27 protein-coding genes are annotated in these 26,723 nt (G+C 53.1%); 20 read left to right on the top strand and 7 right to left on the bottom strand.

Annotation, left to right across the window (positions count from 1 at the left end; translation table 11 throughout):
- Nucleotides 1-870: 870 nt before the first annotated feature.
- Nucleotides 871-2,301: a helix-turn-helix domain-containing protein gene (locus H142_RS0109480; RefSeq protein WP_017931898.1), complete on the bottom strand. Its 1,431-nt coding sequence runs from the start codon at nt 2,299-2,301 to the stop codon at nt 871-873.
- Nucleotides 2,302-2,436: 135 nt separating this feature from the next.
- Here H142_RS0109480 and aceB point away from each other — a divergent pair, with 135 nt between their 5' ends.
- From aceB to H142_RS0109445, 7 genes are all read left to right on the top strand, one after another.
- On the top strand, nt 2,437-4,074 hold the full coding sequence (gene aceB / locus H142_RS0109475) for a malate synthase A (protein WP_017931897.1): 1,638 nt from the start codon (nt 2,437-2,439) through the stop codon (nt 4,072-4,074).
- The gene (locus H142_RS0109470; RefSeq protein ID WP_017931896.1) at nt 4,074-5,663 is read left to right on the top strand and encodes an isocitrate lyase; all 1,590 of its coding nucleotides are present in this window, start codon (nt 4,074-4,076) and stop codon (nt 5,661-5,663) included. The genes aceB and H142_RS0109470 overlap by 1 nt, the downstream gene beginning before the upstream one ends.
- An 83-nt stretch (nt 5,664-5,746) precedes the next feature.
- Nucleotides 5,747-6,877 (top strand): iron-containing alcohol dehydrogenase, encoded by a 1,131-nt coding sequence (locus H142_RS0109465; protein WP_017931895.1) that lies wholly within the window; start codon nt 5,747-5,749, stop codon nt 6,875-6,877.
- Nucleotides 6,877-7,311, top strand: a complete 435-nt coding sequence (locus H142_RS0109460; RefSeq protein ID WP_017931894.1) for an acyl-CoA thioesterase — start codon at nt 6,877-6,879, stop codon at nt 7,309-7,311. Before H142_RS0109465 ends, H142_RS0109460 begins: the two co-directional genes overlap by 1 nt.
- Before the next feature lie 242 nt (nt 7,312-7,553).
- Nucleotides 7,554-7,808, top strand: a complete 255-nt coding sequence (locus H142_RS15160) for a CopG family ribbon-helix-helix protein (protein WP_017931893.1) — start codon at nt 7,554-7,556, stop codon at nt 7,806-7,808.
- Nucleotides 7,805-8,089: a type II toxin-antitoxin system RelE/ParE family toxin gene (locus H142_RS0109450; RefSeq protein ID WP_017931892.1), complete on the top strand. Its 285-nt coding sequence runs from the start codon at nt 7,805-7,807 to the stop codon at nt 8,087-8,089. The genes H142_RS15160 and H142_RS0109450 overlap by 4 nt, the downstream gene beginning before the upstream one ends.
- Before the next feature lie 8 nt (nt 8,090-8,097).
- Nucleotides 8,098-9,477 carry an L-serine ammonia-lyase gene (locus H142_RS0109445; protein ID WP_017931891.1) on the top strand — a complete coding sequence of 460 codons (1,380 nt, stop codon included), beginning with the start codon at nt 8,098-8,100 and terminating at the stop codon, nt 9,475-9,477.
- Nucleotides 9,478-9,524: 47 nt separating this feature from the next.
- On the opposite strand, the gene H142_RS0109440 is transcribed toward H142_RS0109445, so the two are convergent.
- Genes H142_RS0109440 through H142_RS0109425 form a run of 4 tightly spaced genes read right to left on the bottom strand, consistent with a single transcriptional unit; the run spans nt 9,525 to nt 12,614 of the window.
- The gene (locus H142_RS0109440) at nt 9,525-10,517 is read right to left on the bottom strand and encodes an SMP-30/gluconolactonase/LRE family protein (RefSeq protein ID WP_233341656.1); all 993 of its coding nucleotides are present in this window, start codon (nt 10,515-10,517) and stop codon (nt 9,525-9,527) included.
- 51 nt (nt 10,518-10,568) lie between these two features.
- Nucleotides 10,569-11,192, bottom strand: coding sequence for a glutathione S-transferase (locus tag H142_RS0109435; protein WP_026147938.1), 624 nt, complete (start codon nt 11,190-11,192; stop codon nt 10,569-10,571).
- On the bottom strand, nt 11,189-12,103 hold the full coding sequence (trhO, locus tag H142_RS0109430) for an oxygen-dependent tRNA uridine(34) hydroxylase TrhO (protein ID WP_033315089.1): 915 nt from the start codon (nt 12,101-12,103) through the stop codon (nt 11,189-11,191). The genes H142_RS0109435 and trhO overlap by 4 nt, the downstream gene beginning before the upstream one ends.
- A 58-nt stretch (nt 12,104-12,161) precedes the next feature.
- A complete protein-coding gene (locus tag H142_RS0109425; protein WP_017931887.1) occupies nt 12,162-12,614 on the bottom strand; it encodes a hypothetical protein in 453 nt (150 codons plus the stop codon).
- A gap of 262 nt (nt 12,615-12,876) precedes the next feature.
- Between H142_RS0109425 and H142_RS0109420 the strand changes: the two genes are divergently transcribed.
- The 3 genes from H142_RS0109420 (at nt 12,877) to H142_RS0109410 (ending at nt 17,855) form a co-directional block, all read left to right on the top strand.
- A complete protein-coding gene (locus tag H142_RS0109420) occupies nt 12,877-15,411 on the top strand; it encodes a TonB-dependent receptor (protein ID WP_017931886.1) in 2,535 nt (844 codons plus the stop codon).
- Nucleotides 15,412-15,525: 114 nt separating this feature from the next.
- Nucleotides 15,526-16,566: an enoyl-CoA hydratase/isomerase family protein gene (locus H142_RS0109415; RefSeq protein WP_017931885.1), complete on the top strand. Its 1,041-nt coding sequence runs from the start codon at nt 15,526-15,528 to the stop codon at nt 16,564-16,566.
- 62 nt (nt 16,567-16,628) lie between these two features.
- A complete protein-coding gene (locus H142_RS0109410) occupies nt 16,629-17,855 on the top strand; it encodes a YbaY family lipoprotein (RefSeq protein WP_169331838.1) in 1,227 nt (408 codons plus the stop codon).
- Nucleotides 17,856-18,198: 343 nt separating this feature from the next.
- Here H142_RS0109410 and lysM read toward each other — a convergent pair whose 3' ends face one another.
- Both lysM and H142_RS0109400 read right to left on the bottom strand, forming a co-directional pair.
- Nucleotides 18,199-18,657, bottom strand: coding sequence for a peptidoglycan-binding protein LysM (gene lysM / locus H142_RS0109405; protein ID WP_017931883.1), 459 nt, complete (start codon nt 18,655-18,657; stop codon nt 18,199-18,201).
- A gap of 19 nt (nt 18,658-18,676) precedes the next feature.
- On the bottom strand, nt 18,677-19,057 hold the full coding sequence (locus H142_RS0109400; RefSeq protein ID WP_017931882.1) for a VOC family protein: 381 nt from the start codon (nt 19,055-19,057) through the stop codon (nt 18,677-18,679).
- Nucleotides 19,058-19,188: 131 nt separating this feature from the next.
- On the opposite strand from H142_RS0109400, the gene H142_RS17155 reads away from it, so the two are divergent.
- From H142_RS17155 to H142_RS0109350, 10 genes are all read left to right on the top strand, one after another.
- Nucleotides 19,189-19,320 carry a hypothetical protein gene (locus H142_RS17155; RefSeq protein ID WP_017931881.1) on the top strand — a complete coding sequence of 44 codons (132 nt, stop codon included), beginning with the start codon at nt 19,189-19,191 and terminating at the stop codon, nt 19,318-19,320.
- A 55-nt stretch (nt 19,321-19,375) separates the two neighbouring features.
- A complete protein-coding gene (locus H142_RS0109390) occupies nt 19,376-20,362 on the top strand; it encodes a calcium/sodium antiporter (RefSeq protein WP_017931880.1) in 987 nt (328 codons plus the stop codon).
- Between the two features lie 8 nt (nt 20,363-20,370).
- Nucleotides 20,371-20,739: a 6-carboxytetrahydropterin synthase gene (locus tag H142_RS0109385; RefSeq protein ID WP_017931879.1), complete on the top strand. Its 369-nt coding sequence runs from the start codon at nt 20,371-20,373 to the stop codon at nt 20,737-20,739.
- The gene (locus H142_RS0109380; protein ID WP_017931878.1) at nt 20,736-21,494 is read left to right on the top strand and encodes an SDR family oxidoreductase; all 759 of its coding nucleotides are present in this window, start codon (nt 20,736-20,738) and stop codon (nt 21,492-21,494) included. The genes H142_RS0109385 and H142_RS0109380 overlap by 4 nt, the downstream gene beginning before the upstream one ends.
- A 28-nt stretch (nt 21,495-21,522) precedes the next feature.
- A complete protein-coding gene (folB, locus tag H142_RS0109375) occupies nt 21,523-21,900 on the top strand; it encodes a dihydroneopterin aldolase (protein ID WP_026147936.1) in 378 nt (125 codons plus the stop codon).
- Nucleotides 21,897-22,268 (top strand): DUF2237 family protein, encoded by a 372-nt coding sequence (locus H142_RS0109370; RefSeq protein WP_017931876.1) that lies wholly within the window; start codon nt 21,897-21,899, stop codon nt 22,266-22,268. Before folB ends, H142_RS0109370 begins: the two co-directional genes overlap by 4 nt.
- 60 nt (nt 22,269-22,328) lie before the next feature.
- Nucleotides 22,329-24,248, top strand: coding sequence for an excinuclease ABC subunit UvrC (gene uvrC, locus H142_RS0109365; protein ID WP_017931875.1), 1,920 nt, complete (start codon nt 22,329-22,331; stop codon nt 24,246-24,248).
- Entirely contained in the window at nt 24,229-24,909 is a 681-nt protein-coding gene (locus tag H142_RS0109360) for a CDP-alcohol phosphatidyltransferase family protein (RefSeq protein WP_017931874.1), read from the top strand. The genes uvrC and H142_RS0109360 overlap by 20 nt, the downstream gene beginning before the upstream one ends.
- Nucleotides 24,825-25,577, top strand: coding sequence for a CDP-diacylglycerol--glycerol-3-phosphate 3-phosphatidyltransferase (gene pgsA / locus H142_RS15155; protein WP_083898996.1), 753 nt, complete (start codon nt 24,825-24,827; stop codon nt 25,575-25,577). Before H142_RS0109360 ends, pgsA begins: the two co-directional genes overlap by 85 nt.
- Before the next feature lie 101 nt (nt 25,578-25,678).
- Entirely contained in the window at nt 25,679-26,620 is a 942-nt protein-coding gene (locus H142_RS0109350) for a ribose-phosphate pyrophosphokinase (RefSeq protein ID WP_017931872.1), read from the top strand.
- Nucleotides 26,621-26,723 lie beyond the last annotated feature (103 nt).

Here is a 26,723-nt window from a genome sequence, read left to right as displayed (position 1 = left end):
GTCATCCAGAGCCGCAAGGCGGCGAAGGATCCATGCCTGGGGGCCGCGTCTCTAAATAATTTTGCACGTAACAGAACCCTCTAGGAATTGATCCTTCGCTGCGCTCTGGATCACGGGGTGTTTGGTGTGTTGTTTATCTCAATATTTTTTCTCATTTTCGTTATAAGTAGGGCTGTCTGTGCGGGACTTTGGTAAACAGGAGTACCTGAGCTAAAAATGTAATTTCGTTTATCAAAGTTCCTGCCGGGCACGCGGATCGCTCCGCATGACCAACATGTGACCCTGAACTCTGCCCGGGTCACAGCACAGCAATGTCTCTGCCAGCGGCCATGAGCCGGGTTTCGCCGTTCTAGCTCTCACTGGCGGGAGTCACTACAGCTCGTTTAGCTGCAGCTCGGCCCAACACCGCCTCATCTCCAGCCAGCCAACGATCACTTGCCTGCCCAATAAGATAAGAACAGCTTAAATATAGGGGCAAAGTGAGAGGCGGGGATTGTTTTTTGTTAATCCACGAAATTGGAACGCCCAATTCTCCATACCGTCATCCTCGGGCTTGACCCGAGGATCCATGGTTCAGTGGGGCCATGTTTATAAACTCTAGGTAGGACAATAGCTTACAAACCTTCATCTACGATTCTCTGCTTTAAGATGGATCCTCGGGTCAAGCCCGAGGATGACGGAGGTTGGGAGTATGGGTGGAAATACATCCACACTCAAACCGTGGATTGCAAAAATATAGCCAAAAGAATTCGCTGCGCGATGTCGGATTTCGCCGAGGCTCTATCCTATCTACGAAAGACGAAAGGTGTGTAGGTCAGCTAGAGCCTAGCGAACGGGGCAGCCCGCGCGGGCTGACAGGCGTCAGCCCGCCTAATCTTCACCAAAACTATAAAGCGACACGCCGCGCGCACGCTCGTCAAATTTGAGCGTTTTATTGAGCGGTGCATGGGCGCGCTGACGGCAATGCTGGCGCTCGCATAAATAGCAATTTATCCCGATCGGCGTGGGGGACGGGGCGTTCAGATCAAAGCCGCGCGCATAGGTCAGGCGCGGCGCATAGGCGATATCGCAGCCCAGCCCGATCGCAAGTTTTTGCGCCGGCGCATCGTAGCTCCCATCGCTACGGCTGACCATACGCGCTACGGTGAAATAGGTCGTCTCGTCCGGCATTTGTACCATTTGCGTGATGGTCTTCCCCGGAGTCTGGAAGGTCTCGTGAATATTCCAGAGCGGACAGGCCCCGCCATATTCGCTAAAATGAAACCGTCCGGCCGAAAACCGTTTGGAGACATTTCCCGCCACATCAATCCGCACAAAAAAGAACGGAATGCCGCGCGCTTCAGGCTTTTGCAGCGTGGTCAGACGATGCGCCGTTTGCTCCCAACTTGTCCCGAACCGATGGCCCAAAAGATCAACGTCATATTTCGTTGCCTCGGCTTCTTTGAGGAAGCGCGCATAAGGCATCAACAAGGCTGCCGCAAAATAATTGGCCAGAGATGTGCGCATCAAGCCCTGGGATTCCCGGCCCTGCAATCCACTGGATTTAACGATGCTGTCGATCAGATCGCGATGCTCCAGCATGCCAATTTGGAAAGCCAGCTGAAACCGACGCCCTGATTGACGCAGCAATTCGGACAGATTGATACGTTTGGAATGACGGTCAAAATAGCGCAGCATTTGCGGCATGACGTCGATAGGGACGATGCGTACGGTCAGATCATGCTTTGATTTCAAGCGGTCAGTCAGCGCGGCGTGGGGCTCACGTTTCGAGAGCTGTAGCTCTTTTGATAGCTGCTCTGCGGCGTCGTCGAGCTGTGGGAAGAAATTCTGGTTTTTATGAATGACGCGGCGGACATCCGATGTCGCGCGCGAGGCGTCATCCAGCAATTCTACCCGGTCACGGTCTGAATGTTGTTCATTCCGGCGCCGGGCCGTGTCGCGGTGCTGGGTATAGAGCCGGATTAGCGCTTTGGCCGCCTGGGGGCTGACGCCAACTAAATCTTCGGCCTCATTTTTGGACAGGCCGATGTCTTTAAATAAGGGATCACGCAGCGCCTCGTAAACTTCGGCCACGAGATGCGCGTCCCCCGCGCCTGTAAATTCTGCGATATTAAAGTCATAAACCTGCGCCAGACGCATCAGAACTTTGGCCGATAAGGCGCGCTGATTGCGTTCCATCAGGTTCAGATATGAGGCGGAAATGCCCAAATCCTCAGCCATACGCGCCTGCGTAATGCCCAAGGTTTGCCGGAAGCGCCGAATGCGCGGGCCTACAAATAGCTTTTCATCAGTCTTCGCCATAATTTCCAAACTTTACAAAATAATACTCTGTTGCGTTACATTCTTTACATAAATACCTATAACTTACAGTGCTTTATAGACATGTAGATGAGTTTGTAAATAGAGTGAAGGTAATTCAAGTTAATGGAGACCCTTATGAACGCCCCTGTCCAAACGCAAGGTCAGCCCATCCCCCGCCATCGCGTCCTCGCCAAAGTCACACGCGAGCTTGGCCCGCATTATGACGATGTCCTGACACCGGACGCTCTGCTGTTCCTCGCCGACCTCGAGCGCCGTTTCGGTCCGCAACGTAGAATTCTTCTGGAAAACCGCAAACTGCAACAAGAGCGTTTTGACGATGGTGAACTGCCGACACAGCCTGTTGAAACCGCGCATATCCGCAACTCAGCATGGGAGGTCGACCCCTGCCCCGCAGCTTTGCAAGATCGCCGCGTCGAGATTACCGGACCCGTTGACCGTAAAATGATGATCAATGCGCTGAACTGCGGCGCGAAAGTCTTCATGGCCGATTTCGAAGATGCCAGCAGTCCGACATTTGCCAATATGATCGAAGGCCAAATTAACATGCGTGATTATGCGCGCGGGACGTTGTCACTAAAAACCGACAAAAAATCCTATACGCTGAACGACAATACAGCGACCCTCATGGTGCGTCCGCGCGGATGGCACTTAGAAGAGCGCGGCATTACCGTAGACGGCAAACCGATGAGCGCGAGCCTCGTCGATTTCGGCCTGCACTTCTTCCATAATGGCGAGCTGCTTGCCGCCGATGGTCGCGGGCCGTTTTACTATCTGCCCAAGATTGAGAGCTACCAGGAAGCCCGTCTGTGGAATGATGTGTTTAATTTCGCCCAAGCCGTCAAAGACATCCCCAATGGCACGATTAAGACCACGGTTTTGATCGAGACATTACCCGCCGCGTTTCAGATGGAAGAGATTCTCTATGTTTTGCGCCGTCATATTACGGGGCTGAATTGCGGACGTTGGGATTATATTTTCAGTTATATTAAAACGCTGCGCAATCACGCCGCCTATGTTTTGCCCGAGCGCGCTCAGGTTGGAATGGATCGCGATTTTTTGCGGGCCTACAGCCTGCGCCTGATCGAGACATGCCATCGCCGCCGCGCCCACGCTATGGGCGGAATGGCCGCGCAAATCCCGGTCAAAAATGATGAGGCGGCCAATGCCGCCGCCTTTGCCAAAGTCGCCGCTGACAAGCGCCGTGAGGCTGAGCAAGGCCATGACGGAACATGGGTCGCGCATCCTGCGCTCGTTGCGATTGCCATGGAGGTGTTTGACGCCGCCATGCCCGGCAAACACCAGATCCATAAGAAAAAGCAAATGCCGCGCATTTCTAACGAAGCCATGCTTTCCCCGCATAAAGGCACAATCACCGAGGTCGGCGTGCGCACCAATATCGAAGTCGCGGTCCGCTATATCGCGGCATGGCTCTCGGGCCGCGGCGCGGTGCCGATCCATAACCTGATGGAAGACGCCGCTACCGCAGAGATTAGCCGCGCGCAAATCTGGCAATGGCTCGCCCATGGCGCCTCCGTGCAAATGGAGGGCGGCTTTAGTGAGACGCTGACAAAGCGCCTCTATGCGCGCCTGTTCGCCGAGGAAACCGCCAAACTTCGCATAGAGGCCGGCGATGCAGAATATGGCGAGGGCCGCTTCGAAGAGGCCGCAAAAATCTTTGATGAGACCGCCACCGCCGCCATCCTGCCCGACTTTTTGACAATCCCCGCTTACGACATTTTGGAGACCACATAATGACTTATTCAAACACACTGACCGCTCTTAAGACGCGCTACCCCAAGGGCGCGCCGGCCGGCATAAATCTTGACGATATTGCGCAGCTCAAGACGCAAAACACCTATGAGACGCATTTGGATGTTGCCAAAGCCATGGCCAAAGTCATGCGCGCCGACATGGCCCGTTATGACGCGGATACATCGCAGTTCACACAGTCTCTGGGCTGTTGGAGCGGCTTTCATGCCCAGCAAATGATGCGCGCGATTAAGCGCCAAAAGGGTACATTAGACCGTGCTTACGTCTATCTCTCCGGCTGGATGGTTGCAGGCCTGCGTAACAGTTTCGGCCATTTGCCGGATCAGTCCATGCACGAAAAAACGGCAGTTACCGCGCTGATCAACGAGATCTATACGAGCCTGCGTCAGGCCGACGAAGTGGATCTGAACGATCTCTTTGCTGAACTGAAAACTGCGGATGACCGCGAGGCGATTATTGCGAAAATAGATGGGTTCGAGAGCTATGTACGCCCGATTATCGCTGATATTGATGCCGGGTTTGGCAATGTTCATGCCACATATTTGCTGGCCAAAGAACTGATCAAAGCGGGCGCGTGCTGCATTCAGATCGAGAACCAAGTCTCCGACGCCAAGCAGTGCGGTCATCAAGACGGCAAAGTGACGGTGCCGCGCGAAGATTTTAACGACAAATTGCGCGCTGTTCGTATGGCGTTTGAAGAACTGGGCGTCGATGACGGCATTATTGTTGCGCGTACGGACAGCCTCGGCGCGGGCCTGACCCAGAAAATCCCTGTCAGCACATCCAAAGGCGATCTGGCCAGCGAATATACAAAATGGCTGGATACAACCCCTGTCTCTGACCTCAATCAGCTCGCAGATGGCGAAGTCGCCCTACAGCTAAACGGTAAATTGTGCAAACCTGTCCGTCTGCCCAATGGTCTGTATAAATTCCGCGCCGATACGGGCGAAGACCGCGTGGTCGAAGACTGCATCAGCGCGCTAAATGATGGCGGGGCGGATATGCTCTGGATCGAAACAGCGACGCCGAATGTGAAGCAAATTGCCGCTATGGTCAGCCGCATTCGCGAGAAAGCGCCGCATGCCAAGCTGACTTATAATAACTCACCATCCTTTAACTGGACACTGAACCTGCGCAAGCAAGTCCGTGAAGACTGGATCGAGTCCGGCAAAATCCATCACAGCAGCTATCCGGATGATAACGGCCTGATGAGCGCAAAATATGACGATGACGCGCTGGGTATTGAAGCCGATGCCCGCCTGCAGGCCTTCCAAACCGATATTGCCCGCGAAGCCGGCGTCTTCCACAATCTGATCACTCTGCCGACCTTCCACATGACCGCCAAAGGCATGGATGATTTGTCCGAGGGCTATTTCGGTGACGAGAAAATGCTCGCTTATGTGCGCGGCATTCAACGCGCCGAGATCCGCCGCAGCGTTTCTGCGGTAAAACATCAGCACGAAGTAGGCTCCGACCTTGGCGATACATTCAAGGAAATGACCGGCGGCGAGCGCGCGCTCAAAGCCGGCGGAGAGCACAATACGATGAACCAATTCGCGAACGTCGCGTAAGCGGTTCATTAAAATACGCCAGCCTCTCCTCCGGGCTGGCGTATATGCATCTCATTGCATAAGCTGCCCCAAAGTGAGGCTTTATGCATAGTTTTCAAACCGTATCCGACATTCACATTGCGCCCGGCGGCGCAGCGCGGTTATCTCGCTATGTGGACGGGCTTTGCCCCAATAAGCGCATTGCCTTGATTACGGATAAAGGCGTTCGCGCGCTCGGCCTGATTGACGGCGGCGTCGAATCTCTGCGCAGCGCAGGTTATGATGTTCTGATTTTCGATAATGTTGTCGCCGACCCGCCAGAACAAATCGTATTAATGGGCGCGCAGGCCGTGCGGGATTATAAAGCGGAACTGGTTATCGGTTTTGGCGGCGGATCGCCTATGGATACGGCCAAAGTCATCGCGCATCTGGCGGGATGTGATCAGCCCATAGAGACCCTTTACGGCGTCGGAAACGCAAAAGGGCCAACCCTGCCTCTGCTGCTTATCCCGACGACGTCAGGCACAGGCAGCGAAGTCACCAATGTCGCAATCATAACCACAGGAAAAACTGCGAAAAAAGGCATTGTCGCCAATGCGCTTTACGCAAATCGCGTCTTGCTCGATGCTGAGCTAACCTTCGGACTTCCGGCGTCGATTACGGCTGCGACTGGCATTGACGCTATGGTTCACGCCATTGAGGCCTATACCTCCATTCGTGAGAAAAACCCGATCTCCGACGCCCTCGCTCTGACCGCGCTTCGTAAACTTCGCGGCGCGATCGTGACAGCCTGTAATGAGCCCAGTAATATAGAGGCGCGCACTGATATGTTGATCGGGGCAATGCTGGCGGGGCAAGCCTTTTCCAACGCGCCCTGCGCCGCCGTTCACGCTCTGGCCTACCCGCTGGGCGGATTTTTCCATGTGCCGCACGGCCTTTCAAACGCGCTCGTCCTGACCGAGGTGATGAAGTATAATCAGCCCAAAGCCGATCATTGGTATGGCGAGATTGCCTCCGACCTGCGGGTCGGCGAAACCGGGGCCTCACTGATTGACGAAATGCTGCGTATCAAAGAAGAAACCAAAGTTCCGCAAACATTATCGCAGGTTAATATTCCCCAAGACGCCATCCCGATGATGGCTGCAGACGCCATGACCAAAGACCGCCTGTTGATGAATAATGCCCGCGAAATGACCTATGACGCGACAGTAAAAATCTACGAGACGATTTTATAATGGCGCGGCCAACCCCTAATGCGCTGTCTGACTACCCGCATCACCTCACCATCCCGACGCGCTGGTCGGATAATGATGTATACGGCCATATCAATAATTCAGTTTATTACTTTTATTTCGACACTGTCGTGAATAAATGGCTGATTGATAATGACCATTTAGAGATCGGTAACAGCAATATCATCGGCTTGGTCGTTGAGACAAGCTGTAGTTATTTTGCGCCGATGTCTTTTCCCGACGATGTAATTGCGGGTCTTCGCGTCGCCAAGCTGGGAACGTCATCCGTTACCTATGACATCGGTTTGTTTCGGGACGGTGAAACACAGGCCAGTGCGCAAGGCCATTTTACCCATGTTTATGTTAATGAGAAATCCCGCCGCCCGTCTCCACTATCAGACATTTTTCGCGAATATTTAAATCGTTTATCCCGATAGTTTTAGGTAATCTCTACCTATATTTTCAAGATGTTAAAGCCGTATTTGAATCTAGTTTTTAGATAATAATGAACTTTACGCGAACATGTGCGCCTTTAAGTGTAGTGAAAAACCTACCGATTTACAGAGTGGGTAAAAGGGTAGGCCCGAGTTATAGGAGCATACACTGCAATGTTCAAAGCGGAGCTTGGCAAAAGCCATAAGTATTGTTATACAATGTAAAACAATGTTAGGAGCATTTCATGGCAAAGACTGTTGCGATAAGATTAGATGAAAATTTTCAAGAACGTTTGCGTCAAATTGGTGAGCGTGAAGAGCGTAGTCCTCATTACCTGATGAAACGCGCTGTAGAGGAATTCATCGAGCGAAGCGAATGGGAACGTTCCGAACATGAAATTACAATGCAGCGTTGGAATGACTATCTCGAAACAGGTATAGCCATTCCGCATGAAGAGGTCATGAAAAATATTAGGGCCTTGATTAAAAGTAAAACATGAAAACTATAATATGGTCGCCTGAGGCTGAAGGTGACTTCTTCCGACTGGTTGACTTCCTGTCTAAAAAGTCTCCGCGAGCCGCAGATCGTTTTGCGACCGAAGTTGAAGATGCAGTCCTAACGCTAAAAAAATTTCCGGATTTAGGACGGCATTATGATATCCAAAACTCAATTCGAGAACTGATAATTCCCTTCGGCGCAAAGGGCTATGTGATGCGATATGGCTTACGTAATAGTATAATTACGATTCTTCGTATTTGGCATCAGCGCGAAAATCGCTAAGAGCGCTTATGCTATCCATACTCGATATTTTTAAAGTGGGCATAGGCCCGTCCAGCAGCCACACAGTGGGACCGATGCGGATCGGGCGGCGGTTTATGGAGCGCGCGGCGCGGCGCGGCCATCTGGGCGATACCGTCAGCGTGCATATCTATCTTTATGGCTCTCTGGCCCTGACCGGCATCGGGCACGGCACCGATACGGCCAGCATGCTCGGCCTTATGGGAGCGCGGCCCGACAAGATCCTGCCCCGTGACGTCGAGGCTATGCTTGCCGGTTTGCGCGAGACCGGGAAACTGAAGCTGCATGGCGGGCCGGACGTCGCATTTGATGAGAAACAACACATCCATTTCATCACTACAGAACCGACGCCGCTGCATCCCAATAAAATGCGGCTGGAACTTCGCGGCGTCAGCGGAGAGACGCTGTTTGAACACGTCTATTATTCGACCGGCGGCGGCTTTATTTCGACCGAGAAGCAGCTTAAAATGCCAGCCAAGAAAGATTTAATCAGCGATGGCGCGAAAAGCCCCCTGCCCTTTGGCAGCGGCGCGGAATTGCTTGCCATTTGTGATCGCGAAAAGCTCACCATCGCCAATGTGGTTATGTCCAACGAAGACGGTCGCCGGTCGCGCGCCAAAACGGATGCGGGGCTGGACCATATCTGGGAGGTAATGAGTGCCTGTATTGACCGGGGACTGTCGCAACGCGGCGTCCTTCCGGGCGGGCTGCATGTTAAGCGCCGCGCTCCCGATATCTGGGACAAATTGCAAAACTCGCCCGGGGCGAACGAACGCGAGCAGCTTTTTGACTGGCTGAATGTGTATGCGATGGCGGTCAATGAAGAAAACGCCGCCGGCGGCCGTGTTGTAACTGCGCCGACGAATGGCGCAGCGGGCATAATTCCCGCTGTCATCCGCCATTACGGTGCGGGCGAAGGCACGACCGCGGAGATGCGCCGTATTTTCCTGCTGACCGCAGGCGGTATCGGGCTATTATATAAACAGCGCGCCTCGATCTCCGGCGCGGAAATGGGCTGTCAGGGCGAAGTCGGTGTGGCCTGCTCTATGGCAGCGGGCGGTTTGGCAGCGATGTGGGGGGCAACCCCGCGCCAGATCGAACATGCGGCAGAGATTGGCATGGAGCACAATCTCGGCCTGACCTGCGATCCTGTCGGAGGACTCGTGCAAATTCCGTGCATTGAGCGCAATGCGATTGGGTCAGTAAAGGCGGTCAATGCGGCCCGGCTGGCGATGCATGATGACGGAACAGGGCATAAAGTCTCGCTCGATCAAGTGATTGAAACCATGCGCCAAACCGGTCTGGATATGAGCCATAAATATAAAGAAACCAGCCAAGGCGGTTTGGCTGTTAACGTCATTGCCTGTTAATCAAAGTTTACCCAATCGTAGCAAATGAAAGCCTACGTCGCCTTCATTCACTTAAATCCCAAACCCTTAACATTTGTTCTTATCCGAATCAGGCGGTCACCTGAGGTCACGTAGAGATCAGAGCCATCGCCGCCAAATGTAACGTTGGCTGAGGCGCGGGCAATATCAATGCGCCCCATATATTGCTGATCGGGGTCAAAGACATAAAGCCCGCCCGGCCCTGTCGCGAACAGATAACCCTGCGTGCTCATCGCCATACCATCAGGCAATCCCGGCGCGTCATCGCCCACGCGCTCCGTAGCATCGCCGAATTCCATCCTCATCATAACCTCGTCATCCGCGTTCAAACGATAGGATATCCATTTCGCCTCTTTTGGGTCAGAATTGGCGACGATTAGTGTTTTTCCATCCGGCGTGAGAATGACGCCATTGGGACGGGTCAGACGGTCATCAATAAGCGTCAGCGTGCCATCCGGCGCAAGACGGTAAACGCCATTATGCATCTGCTCTTTGAGCGGACTCTCATCAAGATCCGTCAGGCCATAAGGGGGATCAGTGAAGAACATCACCCCATCAGCGCGCAGCACAACGTCATTCGGGCTGTTGAGTGTCTTGCCGTTATAGCTGCCAGCGAGAACAGTTTTCTCGCGGCTTTCAATATCAAATAACATCAGCGCGCGATTGCCATGATCGGCCAGCAGGATCTTGCCGTCGCTATAATTAAACAAACCGTTTGCGCCCGCCTCGCGAAAGCCTTCAGCCTCACCGATATCTGCGCCGGACGGGCTAAGAAATTCCGATGCGCCTTCGCTCTCGCTCCATTTGAACATTTTATTTTGCGGCACGTCAGTGAACAGCAAATAACCGTCCTGTCCGCCGACCCAGACAGGGCCTTCGCTCCACCAATAACCTTCGGCCAGCACCTCTTGCTTATTAGGGTTCGGGACAAGATCATCCAAGGTAACCTGCGCGGGAAGGTCAGCGCAGCCCGCTGTGGCCAGGCCAAATCCAATGGATAACAAGATAATGTAATACCGCAATTTATATCCCCGTTGTCTTGCGAAGAAAATGCCCGCAATTGAAAGCGGTGTCTAGAGCGTTTGGGTCCACGGCTTATGCTTGACCATTATCGTCTTGAACAGATTAGAGCCGATCAGACCGTCCAGCCATACCCGCGTTTTGGGATAAGGCGCGCCTGCCCACCACTCACGCTCTACGGCCACGAATTGTCGTAGAAACGGGAATATCGCAATATCGGCGAGGCTGCGCGACGGCCCGCGCAGGAAGGCACGCGCCTCTAACGCCGCCTCTAACGCTGCGATAAATTCGCAAGCCTTGGCGCGGTGATCCAAATTAACGGCCCCGCGCGGGACATCTTCATAACGGCTGGCATATTTATAACGGTCGAGATGATGCTTAAAATCACCATCGCAATGCGTGATGAGAGGATCGGTTTGACCATGCGCCAGCCAGCCTTCCGGATCATTTTGCGATAGCGCCCACCGCATAAGATCAAGGCTCTCATCAATCACCTGCCCCTTTGCGCGCACAAAGACCGGCACGGTGCCTTTGGGCGAGACGGCGAGCATGGCTTGGGGCTTGTCGCGCAAAGCAACTTCGCGGTGCTCATACTCTATTCCCGCAATATGCAGGCCCATCCGTCCGCGCATGGCATAAGGGCAGCGGCGAAAACTGTAGAGGATGTGGCTGCTCAAGCTTTACGGCCCATATGATCTTGCCCGCGGGCCTGAGCCAGCGCGATTTGTTTTTGACGCTCCGCAAAGCGAGACTTCTGGTCATCGCTCATGGTATCGTGACAGCGCGGGCAGGAGACGCCTTTAACGTATAATGCGCTTTGCTTGTCCTCTTCAGTGATAGGATAGCGGCAGGCAAAACACTGGTCATAATCGCTCTCATCAAGGCCGTGTTTGACGGCGACGCGCTGATCGAAGACAAAACAGTCGCCTTCCCACAGAGTCTCATCTTCGCTCTGGGTTTCCAGATATTTCAGGATACCGCCGCGCAGATGGTAAACCTCGTCAAAGCCTTCAGACTTCATGAAAGAGCTGGCCTTTTCGCAGCGAATACCGCCTGTGCAAAACATGGCGACTTTGGGCTTTTTCAGCTTCCCGTCCAGGTTCTCTTCGACCCATTTCGGGAATTCACGAAAGCTTTGCGTGTTCGGATTGAGCGCGCCTTTAAATGTGCCGATCTGCACCTCGTAATCATTGCGTGTATCGATCAAAACCACGTCCGGGTCACTAATTAAGGCGTTCCAATCGCCCGGATCAACATAGGTGCCGACGGTAATATTGGGATCAACACCGTCTACGCCCATGGTGACGATCTCTTTTTTCAAGCGGACCTTCATGCGGTAAAACGGCATGGATTCGGCGCGGCTTTCCTTATGCTCCAAATCGGCAAGGCGGAGATCGGCGCGTAGAAAACTTAGGAGCTGCGCTACCGCGTCATCTGTGCCGGCAATCGTGCCGTTAATACCCTCAGACGCCAGAAGGATTGTGCCCTTCACCGCAAGATGATCGCACATGTTCTGCAGCGGCGCGCGCAGGCTTTGATAGTCTGGCAATGACGCGAATTTATAAAGGGCAGCGACACAGTAAGTCATGTGCGGGTGCATATCGCGGAAGCGTTAAAATGAAAAGCCCTGCTCTCAGATAGCTCTGCTAGCTGCGGGGCAAATCAGGATTGGCGCGCGGGTCGTCAAATTGGAAATAATCCGTATCGCGAACCATATCGATCAACATGGGCGGCGCATCAAGACTTTGAAGATAATCGGCAAAACCCTTGCGGATAATGTGCGGATCATCACAGGTTTCAGACAAAATCCGCAGATCATTCAGTCCCCGGCTATTTTTCAGACGGTCAATGTATTTTTCCCCGGCGGAGATCATGCGGTAGGTATTCCATGCGCTGATTTTGCCATCTTCCATAGATTTGGCCGAGCGGGTAATCGTCCGCAAAACAGAGCCCGTTTCGCGTTTTATCTCGGTCACAGCGCGGTCTACCCGCGGCGCAATCCATTGCGCCGTGCAGACCTTAGCCGGATCCGGCACCGTGGCACAGGCGGGCAACATCATGGCAGCAACACCCATCAGGCCCGATAAAGTTTTGCGCATAACATCTCCTTTTTTGAAGCTTAGGACAGATACAGCATTTATAAAAGTAGCTTTCCTGTCATGGTGCCCGTCATGGCATTTGGGTCCTGTTATAAAACTTACAGAGATTGAGAGATATGGAGAGTGTGCCTTAAAAGCCACAATCGTAGTATTTCTGCATGGCGTCCCTGCAAATTTCTTGCGCCTATGTGCAATTTATTGCATATGAATCAGTGAGGTGCGGAAAAACCGCAATACCCATCACATCCATCGGGGAGACATTATGTCCAGAAAATACACCCTTCTTCTATCTTCTGCACTCGTAACGGCGCTTATTGCTACGCCGGTTGCGGCTCAGGAATATGAAGACGAAATTATTACGACTGCGACGAAGCGCCAGCAAACATTACAAGAAACGCCCGTGGCTGTTTCGGTAACACCGGCTGAAGTTATTGAAAACGCTAAAATTCTGGACATTGGCGATCTGCAATCAGTTGTCCCCTCGCTTCGCGTGACGCAGCTCCAAAGCTCCGCCAATACGAACTTCATCATTCGCGGCTTCGGTAACGGCGCCAATAATGCGGGTATTGAGCCATCAGTCGGCGTCTTTGTTGACGGCGTATACCGCTCCCGCTCCGCCGCGCAGATTGGCGATCTGCCGAAATTGCAGCGCGTCGAAGTCCTGAACGGGCCGCAAAACACCCTATTTGGTAAGAACGCGTCTGCCGGCGTCATTAGCGTTGTCTCAGCAGCGCCATCATTTGATCAGCAAGGCTATGTCGAAGGCGGTATCACAAATTATAACGGCTATCTCCTCAAAGGCTATTACACCAATGCGCTGTCCGAAAACACGGCCTTCTCTATCGGCGGTGGCTTGACGAAGCGTGACGGCTATGTCGACGCCTTCCTTCCCGGCGTTCCGGATTCAAACGACCGCAACCGTTTTAACCTGCGCGGCCAGCTGTTGATTGAGCCGTCAGATCGCACGACGATCCGTCTGATCGGTGATTACAGCGAGATTGACGAAATTTGCTGCGCCGTCACCAACTTCCAAAATGCCGGCGCTGCCGCAGCCGTAACGGCTCTGGGCGGACGTGCAGCGGACGCGAATGATCCATTTGCTTATGTTCACTATGTAAACAAGCCGGGTCAAAACAAAGTCGACGATTGGGGCCTCTCCGCCCATGTCGATATCGATTTTGACAAATTCACTCTGACATCCATCTCAGCCTATCGTGAAAACGATTATTTAGCGAATTATGACGCCGATTATAATACGCTTCTTCTGCTGGAAAATGTCAATATCGACCAAAGCGTCGAGACATTCACACAGGAAGTTCGCCTAACCTCTCCGGGCGGCGAAGCGATTGACTGGATGGTTGGCGGCTTCTTCTTCAAAGAAGATGTTGTCGGTAATGGCGGTATAAAATATGGCAACCAATTACGTCCCTATATTGACATTTTAGCAGGTAGCCCTGCTATTCTTGGTACAATTGAAGCTGTGAATGGCGAAACTCCGGGAACATATTTCGGACCTCAGGTTCGTACAACCGAATTATTTGAGCAAGACAATACAACGTACTCAATTTTCGGCAATGTCGACTTCAACATCAGCGATCGTCTTACCGCGACGATTGGCGCCAACTACACCAATGACGAGAAAGACGTTACGGGCCGCACTATTAACAATGACAGATTCTCGGATTTGGATTTAGCCACTAACCCTGCAACTTTATTGTTAGCTCAAGGCGCGATTGTAGCAGCTTTTGGCAATCCCGCTGACCCAATTTACCAAGCGTTTCTTGGCGCAACAAATGCACCACTAACCGCCGCAACTGTTGCAGCATTTGGTGGATTGAATGGCCCGGCGCTAACCCCATTTGTCGCAGGCGTCCGCGGCAATGTTGTTACCGGTCTTCAGCCCCTACAATTCCAACCGCAGTTTGTGGACTTCCCAAACAGTGTTGAGAGCGGGAACACTAATGATGACAATGTGTCCTACACATTGCGCCTCGCTTATGAAGTGAATGACGATGTGAATGTTTACGGCTCCTACGCAACCGGGTTTAAATCCAGTTCTTGGAACCTATCACGCGACTCACGTCCATTCCCACGCGATCAAGCCGCAATTGAAGCGGCCGGTCTCGATCAAAACAACCAGACTTATACAACGCGTTATGCAGGCCCTGAAGAGGCCAAAGTGTTCGAAGTTGGCATGAAGACCAAATTTGATATGGGCTCTTTCAACATCACCGCATTTACCCAAACCATTGAAGGGTTCCAGTCCAACACCTTCCTCGGTACGGGTTTCGCGCTGGCCAATGCCGGTGAGCAAAAAACCAATGGTGTTGAATTTGATACACGTTTGATCCCCAATGAGCATGTGTTGTTCACATTTGCCGGGACATTCCTTGATCCTCAATATGAGAGCTTCGTAAATGCACCCCAGGGTGATCTCTCCGGCACACAAGTTCCTGGCGTGCCTGAAGTGTCCTTGGCCACATCCATTACGTTCAATAATGAGTTCACCAACGGCATGACCTGGTTCCTGCGCGGCGATCATCAATATGAGAGCGAAGTGCAGGTTGTTGGCGATATCGCTACTGCGGCTACTCAGCCCGAACGTACGATCAACCAGTTTAACTTTGCAGGCGGTCTTGGGTTCAATAACGGCATAGATCTTCAGGTCTTTGTCCGTAATGCGTTTAACGACGAGTACTTCCTCTCCGCTTTCCCGGGCGTCGCGCAGGCGGGTGTTGTTCAGGCATACCCGAACCAGCCGCGTACATATGGCATGACTGTGCGGAAAAATTTCTAGCCTTCGCGCTTAGAAAAATGTTTAAAGCGGGCCTTCGGGTCCGCTTTTTTCTTGCCTAAATGTCATTGAGATTTTAGCCCATAATGAATTCGCCTACGGGCAAAGGAACATGACATGACTAATGAAATTATCAGCCGGGTCAGCGGCAATCTCGGACATATCACGCTAAACCGCCCCAAGGCGCTAAACGCCCTGACGCAAAATATGTGCGACGTGATGACAGAGCTGTTGACGTCTTGGGAGGCAGATCCTGCGATCGGCGCCGTACTGATAGACGGCGCAGGCGACCGCGCCTTTTGCGCCGGCGGGGACGTCATTTTGCTCCATGATAGCGGCAAAGCAGGCGACGGGCGCGCAGAGCAATTCTGGCGCACAGAATATGCCTTAAATGAGCTGATCCACCGCTATTCTAAACCCTATATAACGTTAATTGACGGCTTTGTTATGGGCGGCGGGGTTGGATTGTCCGTTCATGGCGGACACCGCATTGCCGGTGATAATACACAATTCGCCATGCCCGAAACCGGGATAGGCTATTTTCCTGATGTGGGCGGAACCTATTTTCTGCCGCGACTGGGCATGGCCGCGGGACAATGGCTGGGCATGACCGGCGCGCGTCTGGGGGCTGGGGATTGTCTGGCGCTGGGTATCGCCAATGATTTCATCAACAGCGATAAACACGCGGCTTTCACAGAGGCGCTCGGCAAAGCCAAACTCGACGGAAGCGAAGACGCAGTCATAGCTGTTATCGCTAAATTCGGCTCCCCCGGGCCTATGGCGGCGCCCCTGCCCGCAGCGCTGAACGCCTTTGAAGAAGACAGCCCCGCCGCCATTTTGCGCGCGCTGGACGCCATGGACGGCGAATGGGCCGCGAAGCAAGCGGTCAATCTGCGCCGCAAAAGTCCGATGGCCATTTCAATTACGCATGAGGCTATAAAACGCGGCGCGGATTTGGATTTCAAAGCCGCCATGTCCTCCGAGCTGGATATCTCGCTGGGATTTCTGAAAACGCAGGATTTTTATGAAGGCATTCGCGCGCAGCTGATCGACAAGGACCGCAAGCCGAAATGGCAACATGACAGTCTGGGTGATGTCACCTCAGAGCAGATAGAGCAGGTCTTCCGCCCGACGTCCCAACCGTTACAATTTCTTTAGGCTTCGTTCAGGCAGCATACAGCCAAATTTGCTATATTGCCTCCAAATTCATGGAGTCTATTATGCGTCTTTCCGCCCTTATGTTGTCCGCTGTCTTTGCGGCGAGCCTCTCCCCTGCCGCCAGCGCGCAAAACATCCCCGAAGTTCTGGGCGATATTTTCGGCGGCGGGCAATCCCAAAACCGTGTCGAAAACATCTATATCGAAAATGTGCCTGTAAGCGTCACCTACGATACTCGCTTTGCACCGATCGAGCCTGGATCCATGCTGATCATTACCGCTGTCGCGCCGCCTGCGCCTAATGTGCGGCGCGCATCGCCGCTGGTTATGGGGGAAACACGTATTTTGTTAAGCCGTTTGTCACCGCCTATACAAATGGTCGTTGCCGTGCCTTCCGACATGGCCAGAGAAGTGGATTATGCGCAGATTTCCGGCCGAATTGAAAATAGCCGCGGAGACATAACCCATGAAGAGATTCAAGTCGGCAGCTTTGACGGCGGGCAGCCTGCATATATTGAACTGCAGGCGCTAAACGTAAGCGCGGCGCCCTATAATCCGCCATATGAGCCCGTCCCGGTCACGCCGACATATAATTCCAGCTTTAGCGGGCATGTCACCCTTTCAGATTTGGCTCCCTTACAACGCGGGGCGATTCTCGTTGTCCGCGTTTTTGACGAAATCCTCGCTGGGGGAACAGGCGGCGACATGATTGCCGAGGAGCGCGTCGCGCTGGATGGCCGCGCCGCGCCCTACACATTTGCCTTGGCTCTGCCGAACACAGATAATGGACGTTTAAATGCCCCCAGCGCAGAAATATTTATAGAGGATTGGGCCGGCCGTAAAATCTATAATCTGCCCTCAAATATCGGGCTAACACAGACGACAGACGGGTCTTTATTGCCCGTAAACGTACAGCTCAATCGCTATCAAGGCAGTCAAAGCAGTGTGCCCTATACACCCCAAACGGGCGTGATGCGTAATATCACAGGCCGGGCGAGCTTTAATGCCAACCGCGGATTGCCGCGCGGGGCAACGCTCAATGTCCGCTTGATAGACCCAGCCAGCCCGCGCTCAGCAATCAGCCGCACAAGCGTGCCGCTGGACGGACTCTCAGGTGATGTTGATTACACTTTAAGCGTCGACCGCGCCGTAATTTCGGCCCGCAATGACTATTATCTGGACGCCGACATCAAAGACGCCGAAGGCCGCGCTCTATTTGTAACGCGCTCAGGCCGAGTTTTGACAGATGGGCCCGCGAATATCACATTAGAGGCCCTGCCCAATTACTAAGTCTATGGCTTAACTTATATATGGCGAAATTGTCATGCGTAGCGGCCTATATCGCCCCAAACGTTCAGACGCCATTCAAGCCGCATGCCCTATATATAACTTGCGTGCGTCCCATGGCATCCCGTCCCCCGGGCTGCCAGTCACGTATAGGCGGCTGGGTCTTCACTTTCTCTCTCTCTCGAAGGCCCGGCCGTTTTTCTCACTCTCCCCGAAAATATATTGACCGCCGCGAAGCTCCGCGCAGTATCCGGAAGTGGCCTGCGTGAAAGCAGCGATATGATATAAAAAAAGGGCCCGCCATGACGGCGAGCCCTGAACTTATAACCTGTCTGCGTTTCACAGATTAGGCATTGGCGGTGTTGTTATCATCATCAGCCGGAATGCGCAGAACCTGTCCGACATAGATTTTGTCAGGATGTGACAACATTGGACGGTTGGCTTCGAAAATTTCCGGATAGCGTGAGCCTTTGCCGTAATACTTTTTCGAAACGGCCCAGAGCGTATCGCCCTTTTCGACCGTGTGAAACTGCGAGGCAGAGCCGTCGGCTTCAGCTTCGTCCATGACTTCACCGACGCCGTCAATATTACCAATCGCCAGCAAGATTTTCTCTTTGGCCTCTTGGCTTGATGCTTTACCTTTGATTGTGACTTTGCCGTCTTCGCCGACATGGATATTCACGCCTTTACGATCCAGACCCAGATCATCGACTTCTTTCGTCAGCTTTTCTTCGCCTTTTTTACCACCAAAAATTTTACCCAGTTTTTTACCGGCCATTTTCGCAAATGAAACTAATCCAAACATATTTTTCCTTATCTGGGCGCTAAGCGCCCGGTTTCCATAATTCTATCTTAATCCCTACGGGATCGATAAACCATCCAAAAGTACCATAATCCTCTTCGAGGATATCACCGACGCGCTTTGCGCCCCCGGCTACAGCCCTATCTAACATGGCGCTTACATCATTAACGCGCAAGTTGACCATAAAGTTCGCGCCGCTTGGCGAGAAATATTCGGTGTCATCTTTAAACGGAGAAAAGACGGTGTAAGCCTGTCCATCTGACGGCCATTCCTTACTTCCCCATTCGGAAAAATCCATGCCCATATGGTCTGCCCACCATTTCTGGTAGGCTTCAGGGTCGGCGACCTTGATGAAAATGCCGCCCAGACCTAATATACGGGGTATATTTATAGATTGGTCCATGGGTCTTTACTACGCCTTGCCCGCGGCGGGGTCAATTGTTAGACAAGGCGTCACCACTTGCACTGAAGGGTTGGTTTTTTACCGCGTCCGCGCTATGACGCGCCAATTCATTTATAGAGTCGAGGACATCCATGATTTCTCTTATTCAATCCGGCGTAAGCATTTTCGGTCTGTTCACAATGGACCCCGCCCTTTTGGCCTTCCTGATGGGCATTGGTATTTTTGGTCTGCTAAATTTTATTGAATATAAGCGTTTCGATTAATCCCGCCTAACGTCATTTCACTTTATGACGTTATTTCACCTAAAAGGGGCGCTGCGTGACGGCTAATCTTATTCTTCTGATTGTCGGGGTCATTATCCTCGTGGTCGCCGGCGATTTTCTCGTTCGCGGCGCAGCGGCTTTTGCGCGCAAATGGGGCGTTCCTGCACTGATTGTCGGCTTAACTATCGTCGCCTTCGGCACGTCAGCACCTGAACTCGTTGTCTCTGTCCAAGCCGTGATTGACGGTGCCTCGGCGCTCGCATTCTCCAATGTTGTCGGCTCTAATATCGCTAATATTTTATTAGCCTTGGGGCTTCCGGCCTTAATTCTCGCTATTCCAACCGACACGCCCGGCGTCACGCGAAATACAGTCTTCGCCGTGTTTGCGACATTAGTCTTAATCGCGCTCGTCTTTATTCATAATCCGCTGGAGCGCTGGCAAGGCGCGATTTTGTTCTCCGGCATTGTAGGATATTTGTTTTGGATGTTTAGCCTTGCACGCGCCGGAAGCCGCGATCCAGCCCTACGCGAAATGGCAGAGATCGATGAAATGGACGGCCTGCCGCGCAGTCAGCTTATCTCTCTTATCTTTGTTGTCGGCGGCATTATCGGTCTGGCTATCGGCGGCAATCTTATCGTCGACAATGCCACTGAAATGGCCCAGCGCATGGGCGTCGCACAATCTGTCATCGGTTTGACACTTGTTGCTATCGGCACATCTCTGCCCGAGATAGCTACAGTCATTGTAGCCGCCTATCGCGGACATAATGAAGTCGCCATCGGCAATGTCGTCGGCTCCAATATCTTCAATATCTTCGCCGTCATGGGCGCCGCCGCATTGACGGGACCTATTGATATACCGGCCTCTTTGATGAGCATTGACGTGTGGGTTATGCTGGGCACAATCCTGTTGCTGTTAGGTATCATTATTGCGGGCAAGCCGATTGGGCGAAGACTCGGCTTTGCTATGGTTCTGGGCTATGGCGGATATTGTCTGATTATCGGACAGCGCCTGAATGACGCCGCCATGTATGCGGCATAGAGCTGGATATGAAATTCGAGATCGAAAAAGACTTTACCTTCGAAGCCGCACATTACTTTGACCATCATGATGCCAATGACGTCTTCAAGCGCGTCCATGGGCACAGTTTTGCCGGACGGGTGACGATTGTCGGTGACCCGCAGGATGATAAAGGCTGGATCCGGGATCTGTGGAAAATAGATAAAATCATTCAAGATATAGTGGTCTCAAAGCTTGATCACGGCCTGCTCAATGATGTTGAAGGCCTGCCCGCCCCGGCGCTAGAGCAAATCGCGTTATGGGCTTATGAACGGCTTGCGTCGCACCTGCCGGGTCTGACATGCGTTGAAATTTCCAGGCCCAGCTGCGGCGAACGCGCCCGTTATACAAAATCATGAGCCGTCAAACCGATAAACGCGTCCTGATAACCGGCGCAGGCGCGCGGGTGGGCCGGCATTTGGCGATCGGTCTGGCCAAGCAAGGCTGGGATATTGCCGTCCATTATAATTCTTCAGCCGAGGGCGCGCAGGATGCGGTCGCGAAGATCACAAAAGCAGGCGGGCGGGCCGTAACTGTGCAGGGCGATCTTTGTGACGCAGCTCAGCTTGACGCGCTTGTGCGCAACGCTGCGAAGGCGCTGGACGGGCCGCTTACGGCGCTGATTAATAATGCCAGCACCTTTGAGCGCGACGCGGCCAAAGACTTTACCCGCGATCAGTTCGATTTTCATATGGACGTCAATCTTTACGCGCCTATTGCGCTGTCCCGTGACTTTGCCGCGCAGACTGAAAACGGCGTCATTATCAACATTCTCGACCAGCGCGTCATGGCCCCGGCGCCGGATCATTTTACCTATAGCCTTTCAAAATCCGCGCTGCATTGGGCTACGGCCACGCTGGCACAAAGCTTAGCGCCCGGCATCCGCGTCAACGCCGTTGCGCCGGGCCCGACGCTTAAAAATGCCCGCCAGAGCGCGGCGCAGTTTCAGGTCGAGAAAGCCTCTACGCTCTTAGGGACAGGCTCACCGCCAGACGCCCTATTGGACGCGGTCAGCTATCTCCTAAGCGCATATTGCGTGACGGGCCAGACGATTGTAGTCGATGGCGGACAGCATCTCGGCCATTTTGACGGAAGCGACCACACCGATGAATGATAGACGATTAAGCCCTGAGACAGCGCGTTTGAGTCAAATAGCGCGTGAGCCTGCCGTCCATATATTTGTGCGCGGCCTGCTTGTGCAAGCCTCTATCGGCGTTCATCCGCATGAATATGAGTCCACCCAGCCCATTGTCATCGACATTGATTTGGACATGGGCGACATGCCCGCGCCGAATGAGGACCGCCTGCACGAAACGCTGGATTACGGCCTAGTCGCAACAAAAGCCGAAGAGATTGCGCTCGAGGCCCATGTGCAACTGGTCGAAACGCTGGCGGACCGTATTGCCGTCTGGTGCCTTGACGCTGACCCGCGCGTGCGCGGCTGCGCCGTGCGCATTGCCAAGCCGCAAGCTCTGCTTAAAGCCGAAGCCGCCGGCGTTATGGTTAGCCGGAGTCGATGAGCAAAGCCCTTAACATTCTCGGCGCGCCCTTGCAGTCCTGCTCAACCGATCCGGTGACAGGGTTTTACCGCAATGGCTGTTGCGAGACAGGCCCGGATGATCGCGGACGGCATCTCGTCTGCGCCGTAATGACGGCAGAGTTTCTGGCCTTTTCCAAATCCAGCGGCAATGATTTGTCCACGCCTATGCCGCACTATCAGTTTCCCGGATTGAAGCCCGGTGATCAGTGGTGTCTGTGTCTGGATCGCTGGAAAGAGGCGCATAAGGCGGGACATGCGCCAAACATTATCGCGTCGGCGACGCATCAAATGGCTTTGGAACGCGTTGCGCGTGAGACGCTGATGGCATTTGCTCTGGATGTGAGCTAAGCGCCGCATTTAACCGCCGCCGCGCTTGCGCGGGGCGCTAAAGCCCCTAATTATAATCCTATGAGCAAAGCCGACAAACCCGACCGTACGGCAAAAACCGGATTTGACGCCAGCCCCGATGTGGCCGCCGCGCCGGATAAAAATGGCGCGGCGCTAATTGCGGATTACGTTAAGCGTCTGCCGGGCAAACCCGGCGTTTACCGCATGTTTGATAGCGCCGGGACAGTGCTCTACGTCGGCAAAGCCAAAAACCTTAAAAAGCGCGTCACCAGCTATACCAAAACCAACCGCCACCCGACCCGTATATCGCGCATGATACGCGCCACGGCGGCGATGGAATTCGTTATCACAGAGAGCGAGACCGAAGCCCTGCTCTTAGAGGCGAATTATATTAAAAAATTAAAACCGCGCTATAATATCCTGCTGCGTGACGATAAAAGCTTTCCTTATATTCTTATGCGGCAGAGCCACCCGGCGGCGCAGCTTAAAAAACACCGCGGCGCGCGTAATATTAAAGGTGATTATTACGGCCCATTTGCCAGCGCCGGCGCGGTGAACCGCACTGTCGACACATTGCAGCGCGCCTTTCGCCTGCGCACGTGCAGTGACAGTATTTACGAGGCGCGCACGCGGCCCTGTATGCTGCACCAGATCAAACGCTGCGCCGCGCCCTGTACCGGCGAGATCAGTCTTGAGGATTACGAACAACTCGCCAATGATGCGACCGACTTTTTGCGCGGAAAGTCTAAAGATCTGCAAGAGCGTATGACCCGTGATATGGGGCAGGCCGCCAAGGCGCAAAATTATGAAAAAGCAGGCGAAATCCGCGACCGACTGCGCGCCATGGCCCGCGTCACAGGCGGCGGCAGCGCGATTAATGCCGGAACATTTTTAGAAGCCGATATAGCAGCGATCCATATGGGCGGCGGGCAAAGTTGCGTGCAGGTATTCTTCTTCCGCGCAGGGCAAAATTGGGGCAACCGAGCGTTTTTTCCCCGGCACAGCAAAGACGCTACGCGCGGCGAAGTTCTGGATGCATTCTTGGCGCAATTTTATGCCGACAAGCCCATCCCGAAGCATATTTTCGTCAATGCAGAATTGCCCAATCACGACTTGCTGGAGAAGGCCCTGTCAGAACGCGCAGATCGTAGAATCTCAATCCTCAAACCACAGCGCGGCGAGAAAAAACAGATCCTCGACAGCGCGGAAAAGAACGCCGAAGAAGCGCTGACCCGTAAGCTCGCGGAAAAAGCCTCACAGGATAAATTGCTCACGGGGCTGCAGGAGATTTTTGCCCTACCGAAAAAACCGGGCCGGATCGAAGTGTATGACAATAGTCATATTCAAGGCACAAATGCGATTGGCGCCTTTATTGTGGCCGGGCCTGAAGGCTTTATAAAACGCGAATACCGGACGTTTAATATTAAAGATGTGAGCACGGAACCGGGCGATGATTACGCTATGATGCGCGAAGTCATGCGCCGCCGTTTTTCGCGTCTGATGAAAGATGACCCGTCACAGGCAAGCGGAAAATGGCCGGATCTGCTTCTCATTGACGGCGGTAAGGGGCAACTCTCTAGCGTCATGGAGGCGCTCCACGAGGTCGGGATTAGCGATGAGATCAGCGTCGTCTCCATCGCCAAAGGACCCGACCGAAATGCAGGCCGCGAGACTTTTTTCATGCCAGGACGGGACAGTTTTACGCTTCCCCCGACCGCAGCAGTCATGTATTATTTGCAGCGGCTTCGCGATGAAGCGCACCGCTTTGCAATCGGCACGCATCGCGCGCGGCGTAGCAAACAAATGGTCAAAAACCCGCTTGACGGGATTGGCGGGGTCGGCCCGCGACGCAAAAAAGCATTGCTCGCGCATTTCGGCTCTGCCAAAGGTGTAAAAGGCGCATCGGTCGCCGAATTGTCACAAGTGGAGGGCGTGAGCGACAGTCTCGCGCAAAAGGTTTATGGATATTTCAACGCCTGATACTGAGCCTGCGGATACGACCCGCAGCGCCTTTTCCGATGGTCTGACACTCGTGCGGGTGTTTCTCGCCGCCCTTGTCTTCATTATTATTATCCTTGGCTGGCCAAGTCTGGACGCCGCTGTCCTCGTGACCGTCCTTTTCGCCTGCGGCGCGCTCACGGATTTGCTTGATGATTTGATCGGCGGCCCTGCGGTTTCACGGCAACGTATGTTTGGATGGTTTGATGATATAGCCGACGCCGTACTGATCGGCGCAGCGCTGCTCGGCCTGCTGTGGGTCACATTTAGCGACGGTATGTTAAGCTGGACATTTGCGATTCCCGTTATTTTATATGTCGGACGCGACATCGCGCTGGGACTAGCCAAAGGCCGCGACTTCAATTCCGCAGGGCGTCCTTTGTCACGCCTCGGCGACATTAAAAGCGCGCTTGCCATGATGGGCGTGACATTGCTGCTCGCCTCTCCCTGGCTACAAAGCTGGATAGACCGCACTCTAGCCGGTGATGATCCGGATAAACTCGCCATGATTTATAATGCGTCCACACCACATGTCTGGCTTGCCGGCTTGGTCCTGTTATGGATTGCGACGCTGATCTCGCTCTATCTGTTCTTTCGCTATATTCGCGCCCGCCCCATTCTCGATATGGATACACCGCTGTGAGCGAGGCCTCTACGCGCCATAAATATTATTGGCTTCCCAATGCGCTGACGGTGTCGCGTATTTTATTGATTCCGGTACTGGTTTGGGGAACACTATTTGCGCGAGACGAATATTCATACGGTATGGGTGTCCAGCCAGTTTTATGGACAGTATTAATTGTATTTCTAGTCTGCATGCTCACTGACTTCTTAGACGGGAAGCTTTCTCGCAACTGGAATACTACAAGTGACTTCGGACGTATGCTTGATCCGATAGCAGATAAACTTCTGGTGGCCGCAAGTCTGATTTCAATCACCATAGTTTTTGACGCAATATGGCTTATATTAATCCCCAGCCTAATTATAATTGGCCGCGATATTTTTGTCAGCGGCATACGCGAACATGCGGCTAATGCCAGCCTTGTTCTCATTCCTACCAAATTGGCCAAATGGAAAACGGCTTGCGAAATGCTCGCAATTCTCATTTTCTTTAGTTATTTTATTTTAGCCCACACTGGCATTGATATGTACTCAATGATTTCAAAACTACAATTATCTTCGCCGGACAATATCGCTTTCTGGACTGGAATTGTTGTTCTTTGGCTCGCCGCAATCCTCTCTGCCTATACGGGGTTTCATTATTTCCGCTGCGCTATGGCCAAGGTCGCGCCGGATTTAGTCGGGGATTAACGATTCTTTCAGATTTTCTGACGACTCGCATTGACGCTGCCCGATGCTTTGCTAAAGCGTCCCCATTGTGACAGTTTTGTTACACGGGTGAAGGATCAACTATGAAATTGCTCAGCGGCACGGCCACATTGGATCTCTCCAAAGCTATAGCAGATGTTCTCGATGTGCCCCTCACAAATGTCGATGTCGAGCGGTTTTTAGACCAAGAAATCTTTGTTAAAATCAATGAAAATGTCCGCGGTGAGGATATCTTTGTTATCCAATCCACTTCGGCGCCGGCCAATGATCATTTGATGGAGCTTCTCATTTTAATTGACGCGTTGGTGCGCGCCTCTGCGCAGCGCATTACGGCCGTTATCCCCTATTACGGTTATGCCCGTCAGGACCGTAAAACGGGCGGCCGCACACCGATATCGGCCAAGCTTGTTGCTAACCTTATCGTCAAAGCCGGCGCGCACCGCGTTTTGACGCTGGATCTGCATGCCGGACAAATTCAGGGCTTCTTTGACATTCCAACCGACAATCTGTTCGCGCAACCTGTTATGGAGCGCGATATTAAAGAGCAGTTCTCGCTCAAAGACCGTAACAACCTAATGTTTGTCTCCCCCGATGTGGGCGGCGTGGTGCGCACACGCAGCCTGGCCAAGCGTTTTAACGCCGATATCGCTATTGTTGACAAACGCCGCCCCAAAGCCGGTCAGTCCGAAGTCATGAATATTATCGGCGACGTTGCAGGACGCAGCTGCATCCTGCTCGACGATATTATTGATAGCGGCGGCACACTCTGTAATGCGGCTAAAGCGCTTAAAGATAAGGGCGCGAACGATGTGACAGCCTATATCAGCCATGGCGTGTTGTCGGGCCCTGCGGTTGAGCGTATTTCCAATTCGGAGCTGCGCGAAGTTGTCATTACCGATACGATTAACCAGCCCCAAGCCGTTAAAGATTGCGACCGCATTCGCGAGGTCAGCGTTGCGACATTGATCGGCGAAGCCATACGCCGCATCAGTAATGATGAGTCTGTTAGTAAACTCTTCGACTAGGCCCCTTCGATTACGGCGACTTATCAACACAGAATCAATACCTTACGGATTACCCCGCTGGCGACTCGGCATAAGCCTTAGGAAATCAGTTTCCTATGAGGTG

It is taken from the genome of Robiginitomaculum antarcticum DSM 21748, assembly GCF_000365025.1.
In the GTDB taxonomy this organism is placed as follows: Bacteria; Pseudomonadota; Alphaproteobacteria; order Caulobacterales; family Maricaulaceae; genus Robiginitomaculum; species Robiginitomaculum antarcticum.
This window is presented reverse-complemented; position numbering and strand designations above follow the sequence as displayed.

Excerpts from the sequence above, each read along its gene's own strand:
- H142_RS0109385 (WP_017931879.1), top strand. The coding sequence starts at position 20,371 with ATGAAATTCGAGATCGAAAAAGACTTTACCTTCGAAGCCGCACATTAC.
- H142_RS0109470 (WP_017931896.1), top strand. The coding sequence starts at position 4,074 with ATGACTTATTCAAACACACTGACCGCTCTTAAGACGCGCTACCCCAAG.
- H142_RS0109370 (WP_017931876.1), top strand. The coding sequence starts at position 21,897 with ATGAGCAAAGCCCTTAACATTCTCGGCGCGCCCTTGCAGTCCTGCTCA.
- H142_RS0109400 (WP_017931882.1), bottom strand. The coding sequence starts at position 19,057 with ATGGACCAATCTATAAATATACCCCGTATATTAGGTCTGGGCGGCATT.
- H142_RS0109415 (WP_017931885.1), top strand. The coding sequence starts at position 15,526 with ATGACTAATGAAATTATCAGCCGGGTCAGCGGCAATCTCGGACATATC.
- H142_RS0109450 (WP_017931892.1), top strand. The coding sequence starts at position 7,805 with ATGAAAACTATAATATGGTCGCCTGAGGCTGAAGGTGACTTCTTCCGA.
- pgsA (WP_083898996.1), top strand. The coding sequence starts at position 24,825 with ATGGATTGCGACGCTGATCTCGCTCTATCTGTTCTTTCGCTATATTCG.
- aceB (WP_017931897.1), top strand. The coding sequence starts at position 2,437 with ATGAACGCCCCTGTCCAAACGCAAGGTCAGCCCATCCCCCGCCATCGC.
- H142_RS0109480 (WP_017931898.1), bottom strand. The coding sequence starts at position 2,301 with ATGGCGAAGACTGATGAAAAGCTATTTGTAGGCCCGCGCATTCGGCGC.
- lysM (WP_017931883.1), bottom strand. The coding sequence starts at position 18,657 with ATGTTTGGATTAGTTTCATTTGCGAAAATGGCCGGTAAAAAACTGGGT.
- trhO (WP_033315089.1), bottom strand. The coding sequence starts at position 12,103 with ATGACTTACTGTGTCGCTGCCCTTTATAAATTCGCGTCATTGCCAGAC.
- H142_RS0109425 (WP_017931887.1), bottom strand. The coding sequence starts at position 12,614 with ATGCGCAAAACTTTATCGGGCCTGATGGGTGTTGCTGCCATGATGTTG.
- H142_RS0109380 (WP_017931878.1), top strand. The coding sequence starts at position 20,736 with ATGAGCCGTCAAACCGATAAACGCGTCCTGATAACCGGCGCAGGCGCG.
- H142_RS15160 (WP_017931893.1), top strand. The coding sequence starts at position 7,554 with ATGGCAAAGACTGTTGCGATAAGATTAGATGAAAATTTTCAAGAACGT.
- H142_RS0109460 (WP_017931894.1), top strand. The coding sequence starts at position 6,877 with ATGGCGCGGCCAACCCCTAATGCGCTGTCTGACTACCCGCATCACCTC.
- H142_RS0109465 (WP_017931895.1), top strand. The coding sequence starts at position 5,747 with ATGCATAGTTTTCAAACCGTATCCGACATTCACATTGCGCCCGGCGGC.
- H142_RS0109420 (WP_017931886.1), top strand. The coding sequence starts at position 12,877 with ATGTCCAGAAAATACACCCTTCTTCTATCTTCTGCACTCGTAACGGCG.
- H142_RS0109350 (WP_017931872.1), top strand. The coding sequence starts at position 25,679 with ATGAAATTGCTCAGCGGCACGGCCACATTGGATCTCTCCAAAGCTATA.
- uvrC (WP_017931875.1), top strand. The coding sequence starts at position 22,329 with ATGAGCAAAGCCGACAAACCCGACCGTACGGCAAAAACCGGATTTGAC.
- H142_RS0109445 (WP_017931891.1), top strand. The coding sequence starts at position 8,098 with ATGCTATCCATACTCGATATTTTTAAAGTGGGCATAGGCCCGTCCAGC.
- H142_RS0109360 (WP_017931874.1), top strand. The coding sequence starts at position 24,229 with ATGGATATTTCAACGCCTGATACTGAGCCTGCGGATACGACCCGCAGC.
- H142_RS0109410 (WP_169331838.1), top strand. The coding sequence starts at position 16,629 with ATGCGTCTTTCCGCCCTTATGTTGTCCGCTGTCTTTGCGGCGAGCCTC.
- H142_RS17155 (WP_017931881.1), top strand. The coding sequence starts at position 19,189 with ATGATTTCTCTTATTCAATCCGGCGTAAGCATTTTCGGTCTGTTCACA.